The sequence below is a fragment of the Mycobacterium ulcerans subsp. shinshuense genome, assembly GCF_002355775.1.
Lineage (GTDB): Bacteria > Actinomycetota > Actinomycetes > Mycobacteriales > Mycobacteriaceae > Mycobacterium > Mycobacterium marinum.
In genome coordinates, this window is the sequence record NZ_AP017624.1 from 4,725,181 (window position 1) to 4,749,891 (window position 24,711).

Annotated in this window: 23 protein-coding genes, 3 tRNA genes and 2 pseudogenes; 13 read left to right on the forward strand and 15 right to left on the reverse strand. The window is 65.5% G+C overall.

Annotation, left to right across the window (positions count from 1 at the left end; translation table 11 throughout):
- A complete protein-coding gene (locus SHTP_RS21140) occupies positions 1-618 on the reverse strand; it encodes a DUF7158 domain-containing protein (RefSeq protein WP_096372595.1) in 618 nt (205 codons plus the stop codon).
- Positions 615-4,814, reverse strand: a complete 4,200-nt coding sequence (locus SHTP_RS21145) for a glycoside hydrolase family 38 N-terminal domain-containing protein (RefSeq protein WP_096371689.1) — start codon at positions 4,812-4,814, stop codon at positions 615-617. Before SHTP_RS21145 ends, SHTP_RS21140 begins: the two co-directional genes overlap by 4 nt.
- Positions 4,815-4,940: 126 nt before the next feature.
- On the opposite strand from SHTP_RS21145, the gene SHTP_RS21150 reads away from it, so the two are divergent.
- The 10 genes and pseudogenes from SHTP_RS21150 to SHTP_RS21195 all read left to right on the forward strand — a co-directional run bounded on the left by SHTP_RS21150 (position 4,941) and on the right by SHTP_RS21195 (position 15,853).
- On the forward strand, positions 4,941-6,341 hold the full coding sequence (locus SHTP_RS21150) for an amidase (RefSeq protein ID WP_231991662.1): 1,401 nt from the start codon (positions 4,941-4,943) through the stop codon (positions 6,339-6,341).
- Positions 6,342-6,391: 50 nt separating this feature from the next.
- On the forward strand, positions 6,392-7,321 hold the full coding sequence (locus tag SHTP_RS21155; protein ID WP_096371691.1) for an alpha/beta fold hydrolase: 930 nt from the start codon (positions 6,392-6,394) through the stop codon (positions 7,319-7,321).
- Between the two features lie 119 nt (positions 7,322-7,440).
- The gene (locus tag SHTP_RS21160; protein ID WP_197706202.1) at positions 7,441-8,826 is read left to right on the forward strand and encodes an ABC1 kinase family protein; all 1,386 of its coding nucleotides are present in this window, start codon (positions 7,441-7,443) and stop codon (positions 8,824-8,826) included.
- Positions 8,827-8,835: 9 nt separating this feature from the next.
- A complete protein-coding gene (locus SHTP_RS21165; RefSeq protein WP_420866623.1) occupies positions 8,836-9,780 on the forward strand; it encodes an alpha/beta fold hydrolase in 945 nt (314 codons plus the stop codon).
- A 96-nt stretch (positions 9,781-9,876) separates the two neighbouring features.
- Positions 9,877-10,737: a mycolic acid methyltransferase MmaA1 gene (gene mmaA1 / locus SHTP_RS21170; RefSeq protein WP_096371692.1), complete on the forward strand. Its 861-nt coding sequence runs from the start codon at positions 9,877-9,879 to the stop codon at positions 10,735-10,737.
- Positions 10,738-10,883: 146 nt separating this feature from the next.
- Positions 10,884-11,750 (forward strand): cyclopropane mycolic acid synthase MmaA2, encoded by an 867-nt coding sequence (gene mmaA2, locus SHTP_RS21175; protein ID WP_096371693.1) that lies wholly within the window; start codon positions 10,884-10,886, stop codon positions 11,748-11,750.
- A gap of 133 nt (positions 11,751-11,883) precedes the next feature.
- Complete coding sequence (gene mmaA3, locus SHTP_RS21180; protein ID WP_096371694.1) at positions 11,884-12,765, forward strand: methoxy mycolic acid synthase MmaA3; 882 nt, start codon at positions 11,884-11,886, stop codon at positions 12,763-12,765.
- Between the two features lie 142 nt (positions 12,766-12,907).
- Complete coding sequence (mmaA4, locus tag SHTP_RS21185; RefSeq protein WP_015354646.1) at positions 12,908-13,807, forward strand: hydroxymycolate synthase MmaA4; 900 nt, start codon at positions 12,908-12,910, stop codon at positions 13,805-13,807.
- 104 nt (positions 13,808-13,911) lie between these two features.
- Positions 13,912-14,611: pseudogene (locus SHTP_RS21190) on the forward strand (YciI family protein).
- Positions 14,612-14,626: 15 nt separating this feature from the next.
- Positions 14,627-15,853, forward strand: coding sequence for an RNA polymerase sigma factor (locus SHTP_RS21195; protein WP_096371696.1), 1,227 nt, complete (start codon positions 14,627-14,629; stop codon positions 15,851-15,853).
- Between the two features lie 86 nt (positions 15,854-15,939).
- Here SHTP_RS21195 and rplA read toward each other — a convergent pair whose 3' ends face one another.
- From rplA to SHTP_RS21255, 12 genes are all read right to left on the reverse strand, one after another.
- Positions 15,940-16,647 carry a 50S ribosomal protein L1 gene (rplA, locus tag SHTP_RS21200; protein ID WP_012392888.1) on the reverse strand — a complete coding sequence of 236 codons (708 nt, stop codon included), beginning with the start codon at positions 16,645-16,647 and terminating at the stop codon, positions 15,940-15,942.
- 87 nt (positions 16,648-16,734) lie between these two features.
- A complete protein-coding gene (gene rplK / locus SHTP_RS21205; protein WP_096371697.1) occupies positions 16,735-17,163 on the reverse strand; it encodes a 50S ribosomal protein L11 in 429 nt (142 codons plus the stop codon).
- A 46-nt stretch (positions 17,164-17,209) separates the two neighbouring features.
- On the reverse strand, positions 17,210-17,923 hold the full coding sequence (nusG, locus tag SHTP_RS21210) for a transcription termination/antitermination protein NusG (protein WP_172900576.1): 714 nt from the start codon (positions 17,921-17,923) through the stop codon (positions 17,210-17,212).
- 31 nt (positions 17,924-17,954) lie between these two features.
- A complete protein-coding gene (gene secE, locus SHTP_RS21215; RefSeq protein ID WP_012392886.1) occupies positions 17,955-18,443 on the reverse strand; it encodes a preprotein translocase subunit SecE in 489 nt (162 codons plus the stop codon).
- 148 nt (positions 18,444-18,591) lie between these two features.
- A tRNA-Trp gene (locus SHTP_RS21220) sits at positions 18,592-18,664 on the reverse strand.
- Positions 18,665-18,811: 147 nt separating this feature from the next.
- Complete coding sequence (gene hadC / locus SHTP_RS21225; protein WP_011738998.1) at positions 18,812-19,312, reverse strand: (3R)-hydroxyacyl-ACP dehydratase subunit HadC; 501 nt, start codon at positions 19,310-19,312, stop codon at positions 18,812-18,814.
- 10 nt (positions 19,313-19,322) lie between these two features.
- Complete coding sequence (gene hadB / locus SHTP_RS21230; protein WP_011738997.1) at positions 19,323-19,751, reverse strand: (3R)-hydroxyacyl-ACP dehydratase subunit HadB; 429 nt, start codon at positions 19,749-19,751, stop codon at positions 19,323-19,325.
- Positions 19,738-20,217: a (3R)-hydroxyacyl-ACP dehydratase subunit HadA gene (hadA, locus tag SHTP_RS21235; RefSeq protein WP_096371698.1), complete on the reverse strand. Its 480-nt coding sequence runs from the start codon at positions 20,215-20,217 to the stop codon at positions 19,738-19,740. The genes hadB and hadA overlap by 14 nt, the downstream gene beginning before the upstream one ends.
- A 50-nt stretch (positions 20,218-20,267) precedes the next feature.
- Positions 20,268-20,435, reverse strand: a complete 168-nt coding sequence (gene rpmG / locus SHTP_RS21240; protein ID WP_011738995.1) for a 50S ribosomal protein L33 — start codon at positions 20,433-20,435, stop codon at positions 20,268-20,270.
- Positions 20,436-20,482: 47 nt separating this feature from the next.
- Positions 20,483-20,556 (reverse strand) — tRNA-Met (locus SHTP_RS21245).
- Between the two features lie 52 nt (positions 20,557-20,608).
- Positions 20,609-20,681: transfer RNA gene (locus tag SHTP_RS21250), tRNA-Thr, on the reverse strand.
- A 141-nt stretch (positions 20,682-20,822) separates the two neighbouring features.
- The gene (locus tag SHTP_RS21255) at positions 20,823-21,032 is read right to left on the reverse strand and encodes a type II toxin-antitoxin system VapB family antitoxin (RefSeq protein WP_012392884.1); all 210 of its coding nucleotides are present in this window, start codon (positions 21,030-21,032) and stop codon (positions 20,823-20,825) included.
- A 123-nt stretch (positions 21,033-21,155) separates the two neighbouring features.
- Here SHTP_RS21255 and SHTP_RS21260 point away from each other — a divergent pair, with 123 nt between their 5' ends.
- The 3 genes and pseudogenes from SHTP_RS21260 to SHTP_RS21270 all read left to right on the forward strand — a co-directional run bounded on the left by SHTP_RS21260 (position 21,156) and on the right by SHTP_RS21270 (position 23,673).
- The gene (locus SHTP_RS21260) at positions 21,156-21,872 is read left to right on the forward strand and encodes an MBL fold metallo-hydrolase (RefSeq protein ID WP_231991176.1); all 717 of its coding nucleotides are present in this window, start codon (positions 21,156-21,158) and stop codon (positions 21,870-21,872) included.
- 253 nt (positions 21,873-22,125) lie between these two features.
- A pseudogene (locus SHTP_RS21265) lies at positions 22,126-22,800 on the forward strand (hypothetical protein); the annotation flags it as partial.
- A 177-nt stretch (positions 22,801-22,977) separates the two neighbouring features.
- Positions 22,978-23,673, forward strand: a complete 696-nt coding sequence (locus SHTP_RS21270; RefSeq protein ID WP_096371699.1) for a crotonase/enoyl-CoA hydratase family protein — start codon at positions 22,978-22,980, stop codon at positions 23,671-23,673.
- A gap of 28 nt (positions 23,674-23,701) precedes the next feature.
- On the opposite strand, the gene SHTP_RS21275 is transcribed toward SHTP_RS21270, so the two are convergent.
- Positions 23,702-24,706, reverse strand: a complete 1,005-nt coding sequence (locus SHTP_RS21275) for a patatin-like phospholipase family protein (RefSeq protein WP_096371700.1) — start codon at positions 24,704-24,706, stop codon at positions 23,702-23,704.
- Positions 24,707-24,711 lie beyond the last annotated feature (5 nt).

A 24,711-nucleotide genomic window follows, 5' to 3' on the forward strand; every position in this document is an offset into this window, starting at 1 on the left:
TCAGTGCCGGTGGGTGTTGTCGGGTTGGCGCGGATCGCCGGGATGCTCATAACCCGGGGCCAGTTGGACCAGCGCGGCACGGCGCCCGTCCAGCCACACCCGGAACGCGCGTCGGCGCGCGGCCCCCAACAGGTGCTCGGCGATCGCGTCGCGCACCCGCTCCAGCGGCGGGGCGGCCACCGGCGGGACATGCCAACCGTGCCGCCCCGGCACCGGAGCCGCAAACCGCAGCGGGTTGCGGGCGTGGTAGGCGGCCACCTCGTCGTCACCGACCCGGACGTCCACCGTGACCTCGGCGAACAGCGCCCGCACCCGCGGATAGGCAAGCACCGCAGCGGCCACACTGCCGATCTCCAGGCGCGCGGTGACATCGGGCAGCAGTTCGGCCTCCGACGGCGCCGGATGCCCGGTGACGCCGCGCGCTGTGGCTTCGTCGGCAAGCACCCGCTCGGTCGCGATCAATTGCGCCAGCCAGCGCCGCAGCTGCCGCCCCTCGCTTGTGCCGCTGACCGGCAGCGCGGCCGCCCGCGGGCCGTTGCGCAGCCGCGCTTCGCGCGCGTCGACCTCACCGACGGCAATGGGTGCGCCCGCGACGGTCGCAACCAGGGAACCGGTCATGTCACCGTCACCCGTACCGCTGGGGAGTAGACCAGTCGGCCGGCGCAGCCGACCCGCACCAGCGCCCACCACTGTCCCGGGGCCAGCCAGCCCGGCGGGGCCACATCGAAAACGAGTTCGGCGCTGCCGCAGGCAGGCAGCACGGCCCCGGCCGCGGCCGGGGCCATCCACTCCCAGGTACCCCAGGGGCTGATGAGGTGCGCCTCGAGCGTCAGGTCGGTTTGGGCGCGGCTGCCGACGGTCACCGCAAGCCGGGCCGAACTTCCGGCGGCCTGCTCCAGGTCGGCCGGTTCCTCGGCGAGATAGACGAGCTGGCTGAGATCGGTCCCGACGGCCACCACACAGACATCCTCGACCATCTGCCGCCACGCCGCCGGGACTTCCGGCTCGGTAATGCTCAACTGGGCGCGCACCGGATACAGCCCGGGTCCGGCGGTGGCCGGAATCCTCACCATGACGTTGGTCTCCACATACTCACCGGCGCCCAAGTCGAACGGCAACCGGCGGGGTGCGACCGACCAGCCATCTGGAAACCGCACCTCGATCAGGCCACACAGCGAGGAATCGGTGCAGTCGCTGGCGGTGGTCAAACGCAACGTCACCTGGCTTCCCGGCTCGGCCGTCACCTGCTCGGGGTGCAGGTAGGCGACGGCGGGTAGCCCGCCCAGTGGTGCGGGGCCCCGATTTTGCAGCCAATACCGCGCGTAGAGCGGTTGAGCCGCCTCGTGCTGCGGCGCAAGCGCGTCAGAACACGACAGCACCGCGGGCATCTCGAGCCGGGCCAGCGTGGTGGCGACATGAAAGCCATGCAGATTAACCCCTGGGGTAGCTCGCTGCGGATGCTCGAGCAGGTCAGCCATCCGAAGCTCGCTCAGCTCGCCCAATTCGCAGCGCAGCGTCACCGGCGCCGCCGCCCCGGTGGTTTCCACCAGGCGCAGCGTCACCGCGGCGGGGTCGACGGACCGGGCACTGCCGGCGGTCAGCGGGTTACCCGCCGCCTTGAGCGCGTCCAGCTGCACCGAGCCGGCCGGCTCGATCTCTAGCAGCGATCCGACCTGCGCCAGCTTGCCCGCGCGGTCGCGCGCAGTCACGGCCAGCAATGGTTGGGAGAACTCAGCGCTGCGGGCCGGGATGTCGGCGCGCCGCCAATCGCCGTCGGCGCAGACCAGGGCGTAGTCGAAATCGTGGGTCCAGTGTTGCAGCTGGAAGTTGGAGCCGTCGGGCGCGGTGCGGCGGGGCTCGTCGATCCAGACCCTGGACGGCCAGCCGGTGCAGGACCGCATCAGCGCGGTATGCAGGGTGCCCTCGGAGTCGACGGCAAAGCTGGGCATTCCGCGGTTGAACAACGCGATCGTGCGGGCCTCGAACGGTTCCATGTCTGCCGGCGCCTGCTGCCGGACGGAGATCTCGGCATCGGCCAGATCGTCGACCAGCGCGGCGATCGCCGCGGCGAGATCCGTGTCGTCGCGACCGTCGATCACCAGCACCGGCAGCGCACGTGGCGCGCGCAGGTCCGCCCCGGGCACCCAGACCGACGCCAACGAGGTCGCGGCCGGCACCCACACCCGGGCCCGCCCGCCGCTGGCCAACTGGCGCTCCAACTCGGCGGTGTAGCCCGGATCCGCGTCCGCCAGCACGGCCTTGGTGAACACGTTGCGCGCGGGCCCGCCCAGCGCGATCCGGACGTCGGGCAAATTGGAGTCCACGTCGAGGTTTCCGTAGCGCGGTTTGTCGGCGCCACTGCAGGTGGCCGTCACACCGGCGCGCACCAGCGCGACCATCAGCTCGCGCGCCAGCGGGCCCGATGTCGCCTCCGAGGGGGACACCACCTCGGCCACCGATACCGCGCGCACCGCGTCGCTGCCGGCGCGGACCCGCACCGCCGAGAACAATCCGAACCAGCCGTAGGCCGGGTTGTCCAATGTCCACAGGTGTTGGGCCGTGTCCACCGACCGAGCTCCCGATTCACCGACCGGGTGCAGCAGCGCGAAACCTCGCCCGACGACGGCATCGCCCACCTCGCTGACCGCCATCGCGCCCGGCACCGGGCAGGGCCACCGCAAGCGCACCAGCTGGTCGTTGCCGCTGAAGTCATCGATGGTGGTGCGACAGTCCACCCGGGCCACGCCCCGCCACAAGGTCAGGGTCTGGGTATAACGCAGCAGCGTGCCGATCCGGCCTCGCACCACCAGCCGCTGCCCAATCGGGCAGCGGTAGCCGCGCACTTCGGCGGCCGATTCCGACGAGCACACCACCGGCCCGTTGGGCAACAGATGCCACGGGCCCTCGCCCTGCGTCGGGTGCGATGGATATTCCTGGTAAACCGCAAGCTCGTTGCCCACCCGCCCGTCCGCGATGAGCTGGCGGTGGTCCCGCACCAGCGATTCCACGCCGCCACCGCGTTCGGGATCCACGCGCAGGCGGTAGTGCTCGTTGGCGATCTCGGTCCCGGTTACCGGTTCCCAGCCCGTAGCCGCGTCGGTCGGGATCAACTGGTAGGTCTTCCAGCCCAGCGAAGGGACATCGCTGGCCAGCCAGCTGACGGTCCGCCCGTCGGCATCGACGTGCGCCGGGGTGTGTGCACCGTCGGGTCCGCGCACCGCCACGCCGACGCCCAACGGCCGCTGCAGCTCAATCGTGACGATGTCGGTGCGCCGCCGGGTCAACGGGTTCCACACCACGACCGCCTCCCCCGGGCCGGCCACCGCGCGCGAGAGCAGCTGCAGCGAGTTGTCCCGGACGGTGCGGCCGATCTCCCACGCGTCGCGCCATCCGGTGAGTAGATCCAGATAGACCTGGCCGGACTCGGAGTCGGTGATGGCGTCGTGATGTGCCCCGTAGGCCAGTTGCACCCACGCTTTGGCCAACGCCGCCTGCGGATACGGGGCACCGCAGAGGACCCCGGCGAACACGGCGAAGCGCTCGGCCTGCAGGACCGCGTTCTCGGCGGCCCGGTTGGCTTGTTTGGTGTCGATGTAGGACACGTCTTTGCCCGTATAGATCGGGTTCATGTCGCGCGTCTGCGGCGACGCGACCGCACCACGGTCGGCCAGTTCGGCACGCACCGCGGCAAAAAACTCCCTCGGCAGGCCGCAGACAAATCGCGGCCAGGTGTAGCGGGCGGCCCAGTCGCGGTGGATTTCGCTAACCCACTTGTTCGGCGGGGTGTAGTCGGTTCCGACCGGCAGCAGCACGTTACGGGTCAAGGCGACCCTTTTGAGCTCGTCGAAAAGCGCGTAGGTGGCCGCCGCGGCCTCAGCCAGCGAGCTCGACGAGTCCATCCACCAGCCCGCCGAATAGTGCGCCGGCATGTAGTGGGTGAGCAGGCCCCGACCCGATGGCGAAATCCACTCGAACTCGCTGCAAAACTGCATCCGTTCGACACCCTCGCCCCGGCCGCCCTGCGCGGGACCCCATTGGTGGTGCGGTCCACGCGCCCACGAGCTCGACGTCAAGCCGGCGTCGGCGGCCATCCCCGGGAACTGTGGGTCGTGGCCGAACACGTCGAGCTGCCATGCGGTGGCCGGGTCGGCGCCCAGCACGTCACGCTGAAAACCGATGCCGTGCACCAAATTACGAATGGTCGTCTCTGGGCTGGTGAGGTTTGTGTTGGGTTCGTTATAGGTTCCGCCCATCACTTCCACCCGGCCCTGCGCCAGAAACCGGCGCAGGTCGGCACGGTCCTGCGGATGGGTGTCCCAGTACGGCTTGAGGTAGTCGACTTCGGCCAGCACGAACTTGTAGTCGGGATCGCGGCGCGCCATCTCGAGATGGGCGTGTACCAGTTCGAACCCGTTGGTCTGACGGGCGCGCCCGGGCGGGTCTTCGTGCCACTGGCTGGTGTAGGCCCCCTGGGTGTTCCACCACACCGGGTCGTAGTGGAAGTGGCTGACCATGAACATCGTCCAGCCCGGCTCGGCCACGGTGAACGTGAATGTGAATGTGCAGGCTGCGCCGGCGGAACCCGCCCAGACCCGCGCATCCCGCCGTTGTCCCACGACGGGGTCCTCGAGCACAACCGGCACCTCGAGGATTTCGGCCCCCACCGCGGCGAGGGCCTGTCCGCTCAGGCCGGCACCGTCGACACGGATTGATGTCGGCTCGGTGCACTCGGCGATCCTCACCCGGACCAGCTGCAGTGGGGCATCCGGCGGGCCCACGAAAAGTTCGGTCGATTCCGCCGAAACCACCTGCATGACCGCACCCTACGGCGCCGTGGCGACTCGACAAAGCTATTGGGCAACCCTTTGGCGGCCCTTTGGCACAGCATGTCGGCCATCGAATGCTGCCCGTGTTCGCTACGTTGATCAACCGTGGCGGATGTGAGCGACATCGATCCGTGCTACGCAACGATCGCTGAGCTTTCGCACGCGTTCGCGACTCGGGCGCTCTCTCCGGTGGAGGTCACCAGAGCGCACCTGCAACGCATCGACCGGCTCAATCCCGTGCTGCACCCATATATGACGGTGCTGGCCGACAGCGCACTCGATGAGGCGAGACAAGCCGAGGAACAGATCGCACGCGGTAACCACCGCGGCCGGCTGCATGGTGTTCCGATTGCCGTGAAGGATCTCTGTTTTACCCAGGGGATCCCAACCACCGCGGGCATGGCGATCCATCGGGATTTCAGACCCAGCTACGACGCAACGGTGGTTTCCCGTTTGCGGCGGGCCGGAGCGGTGCTGCTGGGGAAGCTGCATATGTGCGAGGCCGCCGGCGCCGAGTACCACCCGGATTTCCCGGCGGTGGTGAACCCGTGGAGCGCCGAGCGCTGGGCCGGAGCGTCGTCCAGCGGCTCGGCCGTGGCCACCGTCACCGGGTTGTGCACGGCCAGCCTCGGCGGCGACACCGGCGGGTCGATTCGCACTCCGTGCACGATGACCGGAGCCACCGGCCTCAAGCCGACCTGGGGACGCGTCAGCGTCCACGGTGTGTTCGCGATGGCGCCGTCACTGGACACCATCGGACCGATGGCGCGAAACGCCGAGGACACCGGCCATGTGTTGCAGGCGATCGCCGGTGCCGACCCGCAGGATCCAACCGCCACCAGAGTTGGGGTACCCGAGTACGTGACGGGTTCACCCGAGGTTCGCACCGTGCGGATCGGGTTCGATCCGGAGTACGCGCTCGGCGGGGTCGAGCCCGATGTGGCGCGGGTGGTCCGCACCGCGCTGCGCGTGCTGGCGAACCTCGGCGCGGACATTCGCGAGGTGTCGCTGCCGTCGACCGCGGCGCTGGCGGCCGGGTGGGGGGCTTATGTGGGGGCCCAAATCACCGTCGTGCACGAGCGGACCTATCCGTCCCGATCCGCGGAGTACGGCCCATTCGCAAGCCAGCTCCTGGACGCCGGTCACGCGGTGTCCGGCATGGAGATCGCCCGCATCCAGCGCGAGCGAAACCTGTTCGCCGGGAGACTGGCGGCGCTGTTCGAGGATGTCGACTTGCTCGTCGCGCCCGTCTTGCCGCTGGCGAACCTGACCCTCGATCGGTTCAGGGAGTTGCTGTTCAATCCCGAGACTCTGCCGGACTTGCTGCGCTTCACCGGACCGTTCAACTTCTCCGGCAGCCCGACGATCACTCTGCCGGGCGGCTTCGATTCCCACGGCGGACCGATCGGTTTCCAATTCGTGGCTCGACACTTCGATGAACCGCTGCTGATCCGGGCCGGGCGAGCCTTTCAAAGCGCCACCGACTGGCATCTTCGCCGCCCACCCGTGCAATGAGCCTCGTGCCGCCGCGACGCGGGCGTCGCGGCGGTAGGTAGAAATGAGGCGTGCGCACCAGCAGCGGCGTTGCGCGCCGCGAGACGACTACGGGCGACGTCGAACTGTTCTACGAAGAACTGGGCCTCCCGAGCGGTCAGCCGGTGCTGCTCATCATGGGTTTAGGCGCCCAGCTGCCGATGTGGCCGGACGAATTCTGCGCCCGCCTGGTCGCGGCCGGCTACCGCGTCATCCGATTCGATCATCGCGACACCGGTCTGTCGGCCAAGATGCGCGGGATGCGCGCACCGGGCTCGGTCTACCGACGGATAGGGCGCTACCTGCTGGGCCGGCCCAGCCCGGTGCCCTACACCCTGCTCGACATGACCGAGGACGTTGCGGCCCTGCTGGACCACTTGTCCATCGCCCGGGCACACGTGGTGGGGGCGTCACTGGGCGGCATGATCGCCCAGATCCTGGCCGCCGATCAGCCCCAGCGAGTGGCGTCGTTGGGAATCATCATGTCGACCACCGGAAAGGCGTTCTCGGCGCCACCGGCGTGGCGGGTCATCAAGCTGGCGTTCGGCCAGCCCGGCCCGAACGCGTCTGCCGAAGAGAAGCTGGCATTCGAGGTGCGCAACGTCGCCGTGTTCAACGGGCCCAACTTTTTGCCGCCTCAAAGCGACCTGCGCCAGCGCGTGCGGCTACTCGCCGACCGCTGCAACTACCCGCCAGGCATGCTGCGCCAGTTTGATGCCGTGCTGGGCACCGGCAGCCTGCTCGGGTACAGCAAGGCGATCACTGCGCCGACGGTGGTGCTGCATGGTTCGGCAGACCCGATGGTGCGGCCGCGCAACGGGCGGGCGGTCGCCGCGGCGATCCCGGACGCACGCTTCGTCGTGGTCGACGGAATGGGCCATGATCTCCCCCAGCCGGTATGGCGCCCAATATTGGAAACCCTTACCGAAAACTTCTCGCGAGCCGCGCCGCCGCACGTGTAATCATTGCGAAATTCCGGCCTGATTTTCGCAATGGAGGCACGCTCGGCGAGCATTACCCAGCGCGTGAATGGGCTCACAACAATTGTGACTTGACACTGTCGATTTGGCACACTGCTCAAATGACTACTACCAAACACCGCGAGGTGGCCAAGCTGGACCGGGTGCCGTTGCCGGTCGAAGCGGCCCGGGTAGCCGTCACTGGTTGGCATGTCACCCGCACCGCGGCTCGCTTCGTCACGAAGCTACCGGGCAAAGGATTCGCCTCGTCCTGGCAGCAGAAGATCATCAAGGAGATCCCGCAGACGTTCGCCGACCTGGGCCCGACCTACGTCAAGTTCGGTCAGATCATCGCGTCCAGCCCGGGAGCGTTCGGCGAGTCACTGTCGCGGGAATTCCGCGGACTGCTGGACCGGGTGCCGCCGGCCGACACCGACCAGGTGCACAAGCTGTTCGTCGAGGAGCTCGGCGCCGAACCGGCCGAACTGTTCGCCGCTTTCGAAGAAGAGCCCTTCGCATCGGCCTCCATCGCGCAGGTCCACTACGCGACGCTCAAGACCGGCGAGGAGGTGGTGGTCAAGATCCAGCGCCCGGGCATCCGCCGCCGGGTGGCCGCCGATCTGCAAATCCTGCAGCGCTTTGCTCAGGCCGTCGAACTGGCGAAATTGGGCCGTCGACTCTCGGCTCAAGACGTTGTCGCCGACTTCTCCGACAACCTCGCCGAGGAGCTGGATTTTCGTCTCGAGGCGCAGTCGATGGATGCCTGGGTCGCACACCTGCACGCGTCCCCGCTGGGCCGCAACATCCGGGTGCCACAGGTGCACTGGAACTTCACCAGCGAACGGGTGCTGACGATGGAGCGGGTGCACGGCGTCCGCATCGACAATGTCGCCGCCATCCGCAAGGCCAGCTTCGACGGCACCGAGCTGGTCAAAGCGCTGCTGTTCAGCGTGTTCGAGGGCGGGCTGCGGCACGGGCTGTTCCACGGCGACCTGCACGCGGGCAACCTCTACGTGGACGAGGAAGGCCGCATCGTCTTCTTCGATTTCGGCATCATGGGCCGCATCGATCCGCGCACCCGATGGCTGCTGCGTGAGCTGGTGTACGCGCTGCTGGTGAAGAAGGACCACGCCGCGGCCGGCAAGATCGTGGTGCTGATGGGCGCCGTCGGGACGATGAAGCCCGAGGCGCAGGCCGCCAAGGACCTGGAGAAATTCGCCACGCCGCTGACGATGCAGTCGCTGGGCGACATGTCCTACGCCGACATCGGTCGTCAGCTCTCGGCGCTGGCCGACGCCTACGACGTCAAGCTGCCTCGCGAGCTGGTGCTGATCGGCAAACAGTTCCTCTACGTCGAGCGGTACATGAAGCTGCTGGCTCCGAAGTGGCAGATGATGTCCGATCCGCAGCTGACCGGTTACTTCGCCAATTTCATGGTCGAGGTGAGCCGCGAGCATCAGGGCGACGCCAGCGACGCCAGCGGCGATGCCAGCGACGTCGAGGCGTAGCGAATCGCGATGGAAATCCGCACCGGCTATGCCCAATCAGGGGTCGGATCGGGGGCCACGTCCGAGCGGCAGCCCGCCGGTGATCTGAAGCTGTACTACGAGGACATGGGCGACATCAACGCCCCGCCCGTCCTGCTGATCATGGGCCTCGGCGCCCAGCTGTTCCTGTGGCGCACCGGGTTTTGCCATAAGCTGGTCGACCAGGGCCTGCGTGTCATCCGCTACGACAACCGCGATGTCGGCCTGTCCACCAAGATGGAGCAGCCCAGCGCCAGGCAACCCCTGATGCCGCAGTTGATCCGCTCCTGGCTGGGCCGGCGCAGCCAAACGCCATACACGCTGGAAGACATGGCCGACGATGCGGCGGCGCTACTGGACCACCTCGATATCGAACGGGCCCACATTGTCGGGGCCTCGATGGGCGGCATGATCGCCCAGATCTTCGCCGCACGCTTTGCCGAGCGGACCAACTCGCTGGCGGTCATCTTCTCCAGCAACAATCGCCCGTTTCTGCCGCCGCCGGCACCCCGGGCCTTGCTCGCGGTGCTCAACGGCCCGCCCCCGGGCTCGCCGCGCGAAGTGATCATCGACAACGTCGTGCGGGTCACCAGGATCACCGGCAGTCCGGGTTACCAACCGACCGAGGAGTGGATTCGCGCTGACGCCGCGGAGAACTACGACCGCAGCTACTACCCGTGGGGCATCCCCCGACAGTTCAGCGCGGTCCTGGGCAGTGGCAGCCTGTTGGGCTACAACCGCCGGACCGTGGCACCCACCGTGGTGATCCACGGACGCGCCGACAAGCTGGTGCGCCCCTTCGGCGGGCGGGCCGTCGCCAAAGCCATCAACGGCGCCCGGATGGTGGAATTCGACGGGATGGGCCATGACCTGCCACGGCAACTCTGGGACCAGGTGATCGGCGTCCTCACGAGCAACTTCGAGCAGGCCGAATAGCCCGTAATAGGGCGCCCGGTATCTGATACGGCTTTCTCACGACCAGTTTCGGTGATTGCCGCCGAGCGGTACCGTTGGCGCAGGAGGTTGCGCCAAATGGCCGAACTGAAACCGTATTTTGAAGACTCCCAAGCAACATACGACATTTCAGACGAATTCTTCGGCCTGTTCTTGGACCCCACCTGGGTATATACCTGCGCCTACTTCGAGCGCGACGACATGACCCTCGAAGAAGCTCAATTGGCGAAACTCGATTTGGCGTTGGACAAGCTGCACCTCGAGCCCGGGATGACCCTGCTCGACGTCGGCTGCGGCTGGGGCGGTGCGCTGGTCCGGGCGGTCGAGAAATATGACGTCAACGTCATCGGTCTGACCCTCAGCCGCAATCACTGCCAGCGCAGCCAGGACCGGCTGGCCGCGCTCGGCACCAAGCGGCGGGCCGAGGCGCGGCTGCAGGGCTGGGAAGAGTTCGACGAGCAGGTGGACCGGATCGTCTCATTCGAGGCGTTCGATGCCTTCCGCAAAGAACGCTATGGCGCATTTTTCCAGCGCTCCTACGACATCCTCCCTGCTGGCGGCAGCCTGTTGTTGCACAGCCTGTTCACCTACGACCGCAGGTGGCTACACGAACAGGGCATAGCCCTGACCATGAGCGATCTGCGGTTCCTCAAGTTCCTGCGGGAGTCGATTTTCCCGGGCGGCGAGGTGCCGTCCGAATCCGACATCGTCGACAATGCCCAGGCCGCCGGTTTCGCCGACGAACAGATCCAACTCATGCAGCAGCACTACGCGCACACCCTGGACATCTGGGCCGCCAATCTGGCGGCCGCCCGGGATCGGGCCATCACCGTGCAGTCCGAACAGGTCTATGACAACTTCATGCACTACCTCACCGGATGCGCCGAGCGATTCCGCCGAGGCCTTGTCAACGTGGGCCAGTTCACCCTCACGAAATAGCGGCGAAGGAGGCGCTCAGCACACTGGTTCGCGGTTTCGTGTGTCACCCCCGAATCGGATAACATCCCCCCAGAACGCTAGGGGGACGTTCCGGTGCCAATGCGCGCACCGCAGGGTCGGTTTCGGCCCGGAAAGGCATCAGGGTCATGGCCAAAGAGCTAAAGCCGCATTTCGACGACGTACAGGCGCATTACGACCTATCCGACGATTTCTTCCGGCTTTTTCTGGACCCCACCCAGACCTACAGCTGCGCCTACTTCGAGCGCGATGACATGACGCTGGAAGAGGCGCAGATCGCCAAGATCGACCTGGCGCTGGGCAAGCTGGGCTTGGAGCCCGGCATGACACTGCTCGACGTCGGCTGCGGCTGGGGCGCCACCATGCGCCGCGCGATCGAGAAATACGACGTCAACGTCGTCGGCCTCACCCTGTCCAAGAACCAGGCCGCCCACGTGCAGAAATCGTTCGACCAGCTGGACACCGCACGCACCCGGCGGGTGCTGCTGGAGGGCTGGGAACAGTTCGATGAGCCCGTCGACCGCATCGTCTCGATCGGCGCGTTCGAGCACTTCGGTCACGACCGTTACGACGACTTCTTCACCCTGGCCCACAACATCTTGCCCAGCGACGGGGTGATGCTGCTGCACACGATCACGGGGCTGACCTTCCAGCAAGCCACCGACCGCGGCATGCCGTTGACGTTCGAGATAGCCCGGTTCATCAAGTTCATCGTGACCGAGATCTTCCCGGGCGGGCGGTTGCCGCCGATCGAGAAGGTGGCCGACCATTCGTCGAAGGCGGGCTTCACGCTGACGCGCCGCCAGTCGCTGCAGCCGCACTACGCCAGGACCCTGGACCTGTGGGCCCAAGCCCTGCAAGCCCGCCGGGACGAGGCCATCGAGGTTCAGTCCGAAGAAGTCTATGAGCGCTACATGAAATACCTGGCCGGCTGCGCCGACGGCTTCCGCGTCGGTTACATCGACGTCAACCAGTTCACCCTGGAGAAGTCGTGATATCGCGGCGGTCCGATTCGGATCGACGCGGACCAGCGGGAACGCCGTCAAATGCATAGGAAACGCTTCGCCGCGTGTAGGGTGCCGATGAATGGTCACCTCGTGAGGGTGTCGGTCCCGATCGGGAGGGCAAATGTCCGGTAAAGCAGTAGCCGCTTCGCGCAAGCGGTCCAATCTCGACGATGTTCAGGCTCATTACGACCTGTCCAACGAGTTTTTTGCGCTGTTCGTGGACCCGACCAGGACCTACAGCTGCGCCTACTTCCCGCGCGAGGACATGACCTTGCAGGAAGCGCAGATCGCCAAGATCGATCTGACGCTGGACAAGCTGGGACTGACACCCGGGATGACGTTGCTCGACATCGGTTGCGGCTGGGGTTCGGTGCTCAAGCGGGCCGTCGAGAAGTACGACGTCAACGTCGTCGGGCTGACCCTGTCCAAGAACCAGCACGCGTACTGCCAGCAGGTACTCGACGAGGTCGACACCAATCGCTCCCACCGGGTCCTGCTGCGCGACTGGGCGGAATTCGATGAGCCGGTTGACCGTATCGCCACCATCGAAGCGTTGGAGCACTTCGGCTTTCACCGTTACGACGACTTCTTCAAGTTCACCTACGAGGCCCTGCCCGCCGACGGCGTGATGCTGCTGCACGCGATCACCGGGTTGCACCCCAAGCAGGTCATGGAGCGCGGCATCCCGTTGACCATGGAGATGGCCAAGTTCATCCGGTTCATCGTGACCGACATCTTCCCGGGTGGGCGGTTGCCGATGATCGAGACCGTCGAAGAGCACGCGGACAAGGTGGGGTTCAAGGTGGCCCGGCGGCAGTCGCTGCAACTCGACTTCGCCAAGACACTGGACTTCTGGGCCGAGGCCTTGGAGGAGCGCAGGGACGAAGCGATCAAGATCCAGTCAGAAGAGGTCTACGAGAGGTACATGAAGTACCTGACCGGCTGCGCCCGCGCATTCCGGATCGGCTACATCGACTGCAATCAGTTCACTCTGGCCAAGTAGACTTTCCTGCCACAGTAAGGGGTACGGGCGCGGGCTAACCTTCCGCGCCGCCAGTTAATGCGAGAATCCCGTACGGGCGCATAGTCAGAGCGAGGCTTCGCGGGTGCGTCGCAGCTGCGAACATCAGGAGAACAGGACGACAATGGCTGAAATTCCGCCGACACCAACGAAGATGCGGACGCGCTCGGAAGACATCCAGGCGCACTACGACGTCTCCGACGATTTCTTCGCCCTGTTCCAGGACCCCACCCGGATCTACAGCTGCGCGTACTTCGAGCCGCCGGAGCTCACCCTCGAAGAAGCCCAGTACGCCAAGATCGACCTCAACCTTGACAAGCTGGACCTCAAGCCGGGCATGACCCTGCTGGACATCGGCTGCGGCTGGGGCACCACCATGAAGCGCGCGGTCGAGCGGTTCGATGTCAACGTGATCGGCCTGACGTTGTCCAAGAATCAGCACGCCCGCTGCGAGAGTGTGCTGGGCGAGATCGACACCAACCGCTCACGGCAGGTGCGGCTGCACGGCTGGGAAGACTTCAACGAGCCAGTCGACCGGATCGTCTCGATCGAGGCCTTCGAGCACTTCGGGCACGAGAACTACGACGACTTCTTCAAACGATGCTTCGACATCATGCCCGAGGACGGCCGGATGACCGTCCAGAGCAGCGTCAGCTACCACCCCTTCGAAATGGCCGCCCGCGGCAAGAAGCTGACCTTCGAGACGGCGCGCTTCATCAAGTTCATCGTGACCGAGATCTTCCCGGGCGGGCGGTTGCCGTCGACGGGGATGATGGTCGAACACGGCGAGAAGGCCGGTTTCGTCGTCCCCGAGCCGCTTTCGCTGCGCCCCCACTACATCAAGACGCTGCGGATCTGGGGCGACAACCTCGAGGCCAACAAGGAAAAGGCCATCGAGGTCACCTCCGAAGAGGTTTACAACCGCTACATCAAGTATCTGCGCGGCTGCGAACACTACTTCACCGACGAGATGCTGGACTGCAGCCTGGTGACCTACCTCAAACCAGGTGCGGTTAGCGCCTGATTTCCGCGTATCCGGGCGCGGGTGTCGGATTGCCGCCACCTTGTTCGTCAAAAGGGTAGAGAGTGAGACAACGGGTTTCGCTCGCTATCCGGAGGTGACCGCAAATGCACTACTTCGCCTTGTTGATCAGCAAGGAGCGCGACCGCACACCCAGCGAGGGGGGCAGCCGAGATGGCGGCCTACGAAGCGTTCCATGCCCTCGCCGCCTCGGCGATCCGCGGCGGCGACGCGCTACTATCCGCCGCTGACGCCGCGCAGATCACCGGGGGCCCGAATGCGCCGGTCATTACCGACGGCCCGTTCGCCGAAGGCGCCGAGGTCGCGGGCGGATACTACGTATTCGAAACCGAGAACCTCGATGAGGTACTCGAACTGGCCCGTGCTATTCCGGCCGCCAAGTACGGTGCGGTTGAGGTGTGGCCGATGGCCGGGCCGGGTCTGCCCACACAGCCACTGCAGGGCAGCAATTGGATTGCGCTGTTGCTCGAGCCGCCCGAGCGAGCGGTCGCGCCCGGCACCCCGGAGTGGGAGGCAATGGCCGCACAGCACCAGCAGTTCGGCGCGGCGGCCAGCGAGCACATCAAGGCCGGCGCCGGCCTGCATCCGTCGTCCACGGCCACCACGGTGCGGGTGCGCGATGGCCAGGTTCTCATCACCGACGGCCCGTATGTCGAAGGCGCCGAGGTCGCCAATGGCTACTACGTGCTCAGCGCCGCAGACCGGGACGAGGCCGTCAAGTTGGCATCGATGATCCCCGCCTCGACCGTGCTGGTGCGAGGACTGGCCGGCGTTTCGGGCCTCTAGCCTCAGACGTCACCAATGGCCAACCTGGACGGCGTCTTCCGCCGGGAGTGGGGATCTGCCGTCGCCGCGCTGGCGCGGTGGTCCGGCGACCTCACCATCGCCGAGGACGCCGTCCAGGAAGCCTGTGCCGAGGCGCTGCGCGCCTGGCCCCGGGACGGCCTACCCGACAGTCCCGGCGGCTGGCTGGTCACGGTGGCGCGCAACCGCGCGCGAGACCGGCTCAGACGCGAATCCGCTCGTCCCGCGAAAGAATTGGCCTACGTCGTGAACGACATCGGTGCTATCCGGGCGCGAACCGAACACAGCGACCCACATCCGGTTCGCGACGATGAGCTGCGCATGATGTTCGCCTGCGCGCACCCGGCACTGGACCGCCAATCGCAACTGGCACTGACGCTGCGGTTGGTGTCCGGGTTGACCGTCACCGAGATCGCCCGGGCACTATTGCAGACCGATGCGGCCATCGGTCAGCGCATCACCCGCGCCAAGAACAAGATCCGCCATGCCAACATCCCGCTGCGGGTGCCGCCCGCGGAACTGTTGCCCGAACGCACGCCTCACGTACTGGGCTGCATCTACTCGGTGTTCACCGAGGGGTATTGGGCGACGGGAGGCCCGTCGGCGATTCGCGACGAGCTCTGCGATGAGGGGGTCCGGCTGGCGCAAGAGCTGTGCGCGCTGATGCCGCAGGAGCCGGAGACGCATGCCCTGGCGGCGCTGGTGTTGCTGCATGATTCACGACGGGCGACGCGGGTGGACGAGGCCGGGGCCCTGGTGCCCCTCGACGAGCAAGACCGGTCCCGATGGGATCACGGCCGCATCGCCCGTGGGCTGGACCGGCTGCGGCGGGCCAGCGGATCCAGGGGCCCCTATCTACCGCAAGCGGTGATCGCCGCATTGCATGCGAGCGCGCCGTCCTGGGAGCACACCGACTGGACCACCATCTGCGCGGCATATGACCGGCTGTTGCAGCTGACGGACTCGCCGGTGGTGGTAGCCAACCGCGCGCTGGCGGTGGGTTTCCGCGATGGTCCCGACGCCGGCCTGGCCGCGCTGGAAGAAGTGGCCCACGACCCGCGGCTGAGCCACTCGAACCTGGTTGCGTCGGCGCGGGCCGACCTGTTGCGACGAGCCGGACGAGGCGCCGACGCGCTCCGGTGGTATCGAGTTGCGCTGGACTCCAACGGCTCCGAACCGAGCCGCGGGTTCCTGCAACGGCGCATCGCCGAATGCCAGGGGTAGACCTACCCGCCGAGCAGACACATAATCGCATCGCCTCGGCGATTTGGGTGCGATTTTGTGTCTGCTCGCGAGGGGGTCGCGAGGGGTTAGGCCTCGGTGAAGTTCCGGGTGACCGACGGGTCGACCGGGATGCCCGGCCCCGTGGTCGTCGACACGGTGATCTTCTTGAGGTAGCGGCCCTTGGACGCCGACGGCTTGAGCCGCAGCACCTCATCGATAGCGGCGCCATAGTTCTCCGCCAGCTTGTTCTCTTCGAAGGACGCCTTGCCGATGACGAAGTGCAGGTTGGCCTGCTTGTCCACCCGGAAGTTGATCTTGCCGCCCTTGATGTCGGCGACGGCCTTGGCGACGTCGGGAGTGACGGTGCCGGTCTTGGGGTTGGGCATCAGACCGCGCGGGCCCAGCACGCGGGCAATGCGCCCAACTTTCGCCATCTGGTCAGGCGTCGCGATCGCGGCGTCGAAGTCCAGGAAGCCGCCCTGGATCTTCTCGATCAGGTCGTCGCTGCCGACGATGTCGGCTCCGGCGGCGACGGCAGCGTCAGCCTTCTCACCCACTGCGAACACCGCGACACGGGCCGTCTTACCGGTGCCGTGCGGCAGGTTGACGGTGCCACGCACCATCTGGTCGGCCTTACGCGGGTCGACACCAAGCCGGATGGCCACCTCGACGGTCGCATCCTGCTTGGTCGATGAGGTCTCCTTGGCCAGCTTGGCGGCCTGCAAGGGGGTGTAGAGGTTGCTGCGGTCCACCTTCTCGGCCGCGGCGCGGTATGCCTTGCTGTTCTTGCTCATGTGTTATCCAATCCGATGTTGGGTCGTGGTTATCAAGCAGGCCGAAGCTGGCCCTCCCACGAGTCTTGATTTGTCGGTGCTGCAAACCTATTCGACGGTGATGCCCATCGACCGGGCGGTGCCGGCGATGATCTTGGCAGCGGCGTCGATGTCGTTGGCGTTGAGGTCCGTCTTCTTGGTCTCGGCGATTTCGCGAACCTGATCCCAGGTGACCTTGGCGACCTTGGTCTTGTGCGGCTCCGCGGAGCCCTTGGCCACGCCCACGGCCTTGAGCAGCAGCTTGGCGGCCGGCGGCGTCTTCAGCGCGAACGTGAAGCTACGGTCCTCATAGACCGTGATCTCCACCGGAATAACGGTGCCACGCTGGCTTTCCGTCGCGGCGTTGTACGCCTTGCAGAACTCCATGATGTTGACGCCGTGCTGGCCCAACGCGGGGCCGACTGGCGGTGCCGGGTTGGCCTGCCCAGCTACGATCTGCAGCTTGATCAGACCGGCGACTTTCTTCTTCGGGGCCATGACGTCTCGATTGTTCCTTCCCTGATTAAAGACCTGGTTTGCCCAGTTAGATCTTGGAGACCTGGTTAAAGGTCAATTCCACCGGTGTTTCCCGGCCGAAGATGGAGACCAGCACCTTGAGCTTCTGCTGCTCCGCGTTGACCTCGTTGATTGTCGCCGGCAGGGTGGCAAACGGTCCGTCCATGACGGTGACCGATTCGCCGACTTCGTAGTCGACCTCGAGCACCGGGCGTTCCAAGCCGCCCGCTTCGGCGACGGCGGCGGTGCTGGCGGCCTTGGCGGTATTCTTCGCGGCACCCCGCGGCAAGAGGAACTTCACCACGTCGTCAAGGGTGAGCGCCGACGGACGCGAGGTCGCACCGACGAACCCGGTGACTCCGGGCGTGTTGCGTACCGCGGCCCAGGAATCATCGGTCAGGTCCATCCGCACCAGGATGTAGCCGGGCAGCACCTTGCGGTTGACCTGCTTGCGCTGGCCGTTCTTGATCTCGGTCACCTCTTCGGTGGGCACTTCCACCTGGAAGATGTAGTCGCCGACGTCAAGGTTCTGCACACGGGTTTCGAGGTTGGCTTTGACCTTGTTCTCGTAGCCCGCGTAGGAGTGCACGACGTACCACTCGCCGGGCTTACTGCGCAGCTCCGCTTTGAGCGCAACGGCCGGGTCGACCTCTTCAGCCGGGACCTCTACGTCCGCAGGGATACCGGGCTCTTGCAGGTCGACCGCCTCACCCGCGGACGTGTCACCGTCGAAGGTAGTCACGGTCTTCAGTCCTCTCTATCACTTCGAAGTCTCAGCCGAACACCAACAGCATGAGCTTGCTCAAGCCCAAATCGGCGCTGCCGACCAGCGCCACCATGAAGGCCAGAAACACCAGCACCACTGACGTGTAGGTGAGCATCTGCTTGCGGTTGGGCCAGATCACCTTCCGCATCTCGGCTACAACCTGCTTCAGGTAGTTGTAGACGAATACGAACGGGCTGGCGGCCCGCGCCGCCGGCTTGCTGGCCGTCTTCGGCTTCTTGTCCTTGGCAGCCTTCGACGTTTCCTTTTTGGCGTCCTTTTTGGCGCCTTCCTCGGACGCCTGGGGCTCGGTCGATGACTGCTCGTCGTCGGCGTCTTCGGCTGCCGTCGCGCGCTGCCTGGACCGCTTGCCGGTCGGGCGTTGGGGACGCGCCGCCGATTTGGTTACCAGGGCAGTCCGGCCACCGCTGGCGCGGTCGTCCTCAGTTGCGCCGCCGTCACTCGTGGCGTCGTTGGCAGCGTCGCCCTCGTCGCTCACCGCGTGCTCCTTTGTTCGCTAACTGTCCCGCTGGCCGTCCCGCCGGCATCGGGGGACCCTCCCAGTGTCCAGCATGGCACGTTACCTATGGTCCGCCTCCTCCTCAGGCCATCGGGACCTGCATCGTCGTCGGACGTCTTGCCTTCAGCAGGGGCGACAGGACTTGAACCTGCAACCTGCGGTTTTGGAGACCGCTGCTCTGCCAGTTGAGCTACGCCCCTTCGCGGTTGGCGAGCCAACCAGCTTGTGCTCGGGGCTTACATGACACGCGCGCCCTCCGGTCGGTGATCGCGAACCGACGGACAGCGCGCTGATGTTGGGAAAACCCCGAGGTCCGAGTGTACATCGGCACAGGAGTCAGATACTAATTACGCGGTTCTGATGACCTGCCCGGTCTCTTTGTCCCATTTGAGCTTGGCGGAGCCGTCACCCTGCTGGCCCATCAAGGTGGTGTAGGCCTCCAGCACAACCTCCCCGTCGTCGTTGTGACAGACGTTCTTGGTGACAACGATGTCGGCACCGAAACGCTCATCCACCGAGTGCACTTCCATCCGGGCCCATAGCTTGTCCCCGGCCAACACCGGCTTGTAGAACACGAAGCGCTGGTCGACCTGGACGATCTGCATGGTCTCCATGCCGACGTCAACGTTGCGGAAGAAATCGGACTGAACCAGCTTGGCCAGGATCGACACAAAGGTCATCGGCGCGACGATGCCGCCATAGCCCAGTTTGGCGGCCGCGTCCTCTTCGTAGCAGGCGGCATCGTCGCACTGGACCGACCGCGCAAACCCGCGAACCTGCTCGCGACCGACCACAAAGCAGTCTGGATATTTCCAGCTCATCCCGCGGATATCGGTCTTGAGAGCCATAGCTGCCCTCCTAAGCTAGCTTGGCCGAAGCGATCGCCCGACCGAAGATTTTCTTGCCACCGGTGGTGGCCGTCAGCGCGATAGTCACCGACTTGCTGTCCGGATCCACCGACTTGACCCGGCCGTTGAAAACGAGTTCAGCGCCCTTGCCGTCGTTAGGCACCGGCACCACCGCCGTGAAACGCACGTTGTATTCGGTCACCGCGCCCGGGTCACCGACCCAGGACGTGACATAACCGCCGCCGATACCCATCGTCAGCATGCCGTGGGCGATCGCGGTGTCCAACCCGACCAACTTGGCGATCTCGTCGTCCCAGTGAATCGGGTTCAGGTCGCCCGAAACACCGGCGTAGTTCACCAGATCCTGGCGGGTCAGCGGGTAGGTCCGTTCGGGGAGCTGGTCTCCGACGTTGACCGAACTGAACTCACGCAGTGCCATCAGAAAATCCTTCTTCCCCGTCCTCGCCTACCCGACCCGCCAGGGTCGTCAAGGTCTCTTGGACGATCTCGCCTGCTTCGTTGGTGACAATGTTCCTGGTCACGATGATCTGCGTGTCGTGCGCCTCACGTACCGAATCCACATGGACATCGCAATGGAGGATGTCGCCCGCGACGATCGGCTTGGAGAATTTCAGGACCTGGTCCACCTGGACGATCTGCTGATCGCTGACCCCGATATTCGCGTGCTTGAAAAAGGCAGACTGGGCCTTGTACCCAAACACGCTGATGAACGTCAACGGAGCCAACAAACCCTTGTGTCCGAGGTCCGCGGCCGCCCCTTCCTCAAAGAACGACGCGTCGTCGTTCAGGACAGCCACGGCATACTCGCGGATTTTTTCCCGCTCCACCACATAATGATCGGGATACCGGAAATGCATCCCGACGATGTCTTCGGTCAAGACCACGGTTCTAAAACCTACCTAATCACCGCAAACGACTCGTCGAGCACGGCCGGTTAACGCGTTTCGCGGTGAGCCTGGTGCGAACCGCAGTTGCGGCAGAACTTCTTCAGTTCCAGCCGGTCCGGGTCGTTACGACGGTTCTTCTTGGTGATGTAGTTGCGGTGCTTGCACACCTCGCATGCCAAGGTGATCTTCGGCCGGACATCGGTACTTGAAGCCATGGCGCTTTCTCTCTCAAATCTCTGTCAAAAATCTCGTTGTTGTGTTGTAGCGATGGCCGGACTCGAACCGGCGACCTAACGATTATGAGTCGTTCGCTCTAACCGACTGAGCTACATCGCCTCTGACCCAACCCGACTTGGGTCGGGGCCGCCCGCCTGCTCGGCGTCCGCCGAGCCCCCTAACGGAATCGAACCGTTGACCTTTTCCTTACCATGGAAACGCTCTACCGACTGAGCTAAGGGGGCCGTGCACCCGCGGCGACCGGTCGTGCCACGGGCAAAAAAGAGGGTACAACCTGCCCCGTGGCCTAACCAAACCACGAGCAAGATCGCGTGCGTCGCCCACCGATCTTCCCATCACCGCCGGAGGGTCGCGCACCACTGGGATCAGCCGCTACGACCGCCTTTGTGCGGATCCCAGACGCTGAGATCGCTGAACTCGTCGTACTCGTCGTCGCCACCACCGTTCTCGCCGGCCTCGGCGAGAAGGGTTCGTAGTGCGAGGTGGACGACCTCTCGCGGACCCGCCAGACGGTAGCGACGGATCGCTTCTTGGACCAGATCGTCGTCAATCTCGATCTCGACCTTCTTCAGCATGGGCCAACAATACCCACAGGGATGCCATGAGGAGCGACCAGGAGAACCCAGAGATCCCGCAGAAGTCACGGCGTCCGCCCCACCGGAATTGGACCTGTAACCGCGCGGATCTAGGCTGAAGGCGTGTCAGATTCGGATCGGTTGTACTTCCGGCAGCTGCTTTCCGGCCGCGACTTCGCCGTCAACGACATGATCGCCGCGCAAATGCGCAACTTCGCCTACCTGATCGGCGACCGCGAGACCGGGGACTGCGTCGTGGTCGACCCCGCCTACGCCGCCGGAGATCTCGTCAACGCGCTGGAAGCCGATGACATGCATTTATCCGGGGTTTTGGTGACCCACCATCATCCCGACCACGTCGGCGGCTCGATGATGGGTTTCGAGCTCAAGGGACTGGCCGAGCTGCTGGAGCGGGTTAGCGTGCCGGTGCACGTGAACACCCGTGAAGCGGTGTGGGTTTCGCGCGTCACCGGCATCCCGATGAGCGACCTGACCACCCACGAGCACCGCGACAAGGTCAGCGTCGGCGATATCGAAATTGAGCTCCTGCACACGCCGGGCCACACCCCGGGCAGTCAGTGTTTCTTGCTCGATGGACGGTTGGTGGCCGGCGACACGCTATTCCTGGAAGGCTGTGGACGGACCGATTTTCCGGGCGGCGACTCCGATGAGATATTCCGCAGCCTGCAACAGCTTGCCGCGCTTCCGGGCGATCCGACGGTGTTCCCCGGGCATTGGTATTCGGCGGAACCGAGCGCGTCGCTGTCGGAGGTCAAGCGTTCCAATTTCGTCTACCGCGCCGCCGATCTGGCCCAGTGGCGCATGCTGATGGGTGGCTGACGGGCCCGCTCGCGTCCGGTTGCCGGGTACCCGCGAGGCGGCCATCGCTCACGTCGCCGCCGATTACACCCACGACAATGCGTGGGACGGCCGTCTACGATCAGGTCAGTTGGAGTTCGCCGCGTAATCGCTGTGGTGGTACAAGCGAAAGGTGCAGTCCATGGGGTAGGGGCAAAGCAATAGCTGGCAAGTGATGGCTGGGAAAGCCGGGACGGCCGGGTTAGGCAACGTCGAGTCCAGCACCTGGTAGGCCATTGCCGCCTGGGCAGCGCTGGCGGTTGTCGCCGTGGCGCTGATCGTGATGTATCGCCAGATCCAGCGCAACCAGCAGCTGACCTCCGAGCAGGCCAGACCCTACGTATCGATGCTGATGGAGCCGCACATCACAGACTGGCATGTGATCGAGCTGGTGGTCAGGAACTTCGGCCGCACCGCCGCCTACAACGTTCAGTTCTCCTTTCCCCGTCCTCCCACAGTGGCCGAATACGAGAATGCGTCCGACGGCTACGCCGATGTCGTGGAACTGCAGTTGCCCCGCGAGTTGCCGACGCTGGCACCCGGTCAGGAATGGCGGATGGTGTGGGACTCCGCGCTGGACCGCGCCGAAATCGGTCAGGGGGTTGAATCCCGCTTCGAGGGGACCGTGACCTACTACGACCGTCCCGACCAGCCGCGCGGGTGGCGATTCTGGCATCGGCCGCGGCGCCAACTGCAAACGCAGGTGGTGCTCGACTGGGAGGCGCTGCCGCCCGTCCAGCGGATCGAGCTGATGACCACCCACGATCTGGCAAAGCGGGAGAAGCAGAAGCTGAAGCTGCTGCGCAGCGTGCTGACCTATTTCCACTACGCCAGCAAGGAGACGCGCCCCGACGTCTTCCGCAGCGAGATCGAGCGGATCAATCGCGCCGTGGCGGAAACCCAGGACCGGTGACGCACCCGGCAGGTCGACCAGCCCACCGACGTCAGCCTGCGCTGGGGCGATGTCGAAAACGAGCTGGGCAAACACCGCAACCAACAGGTCTGACGGTCCACAACATCCGGTCGCGCGGCACGCCGCCATGGTGATCTGATTCAATCGACGGGCTGCCGTATCGAAGGAGTAACCATGAGCGGGCCGGTCACCTACACCCACGACGACGCCATCGGCGTCATCCGAATGGATGACGGCAAAGTCAACGTGCTGGGCCCGACCATGCAGCAGGCACTCAACGAAGCGATTGACGCCGCCGACCGCGACAACGTCGGTGCGCTGGTGATCGCGGGCAACCATCGAGTGTTCAGCGGCGGCTTCGACCTCAAGGTGCTGACTTCGGGCGAGGCAAAGCCCGCGATCGACATGCTCCGCGGCGGATTCGAGCTGTCCTACCGGCTGTTGTCCTACCCCAAGCCGGTGGTGATCGCCTGCACCGGCCACGCGATCGCGATGGGCGCATTCCTGTTGTGCTCCGGCGACCACCGGGTGGCCGCCCACGCCTACAACATCCAGGCCAACGAGGTCGCGATCGGTATGACGATCCCCTACGCGGCGATGGAAGTGTTGAAGCTGCGGCTGACCTCGTCGGCATACCAGCAAGCCGCCGGACTAGCCAAGATCTTCTTCGGCGAAACCGCGCTGGCGGCCGGATTCATCGATGAGATCTCGCTTCCCGAGGTGGTGCTCAGCCGCGCCGAAGAGGCCGCGCGCGAATTCGCCGGACTCAATCAGCAGGCCCACAACGCCACCAAGTTGCGGGCCCGCGCTGAGGCACTCAAGGCCATCCGCGCCGGCATCGACGGGATCGAAGCAGAGTTCGGACTGTAGAAGTCCCCGTCGCCGGCCACCGCGCCGGCTAGCCGAACCGCCGGAACCGGTGCAGGTAGTCGGCCCAGTCCCAGGTCGACAGAAACGCCTCCGCCGCCGCATAGCCCCGCTGGTATAGCTCTTCCAGGCGGGCTCTGCCGATACTGAAATCGAGCACGCCGACGTCGGTCGATGCCACCGCGATCGTGCGGGCGCTGACCCACGGCTGGCTGAGATGGGCTTGATCGTGACCGACCAGCATGGTGGTGAACAGGCTTTCCAGCAGTGCCGACTGCTGCAGGAAACGCAGCGGCCGCAACGCGGGAAACGCCTGTTCGATGCCCTCCGCCAGTTTGGGTATCACCGTGATCCCGAAGGTGGGCCAGCGCGGCGGCTTGGTGTCGGTGCGGTCCAGTGAGTCGACCGGAAAGTTCGACAGCACACCGCCGTCGACGAGGGTGGAGCGCAGCCCGTCGCTGCTGGTCAGCGTGACCGGTGGATAGATGAACGGAATCGCCATCGATGCGCGAACTGCCGATGCCACCGATTGTTCGGCCGGGTCCACCCCGTAGACCCGGCGATAGTCCCACGGCAGCCGCACCAGCTGCGCCCTGGTCACATCCGCGACCGTGATCGCCACCCGGTAGCGCTCTTCGGCCGGCAGCTCGTCGTCATCGAGGGCTAGATCACCAAATGTCGTCACGCCGAGGTTCTCGAGTTCGCTACGGATCCAGTCATATGCGGCGTCGCCGCGGTACATTGCCGAATCTCGCACCAACCCCCACGCGGAACCGAGGATCGGAACCGGTGCCGCGTCACGCCATGTGCTCAGCGGCACCGACAATGCGAGTTCGCGGATCTGGTCGCTGGAGAGCTGGTTACCCTGCGTCCCGGCGGCCGCGATCACCGCCACCACCGATCCGGCCGAAACGCCCGACACCCGATAGGGCTGATAGCCGTCGTCCATGAGCCGGGCGATCGCTCCGACCAAGCCCATGAACTTGACGCCGCCCCCGGACAAGACCAGGTCCACGGGCTTGGAACCGTGCTTCATCGACT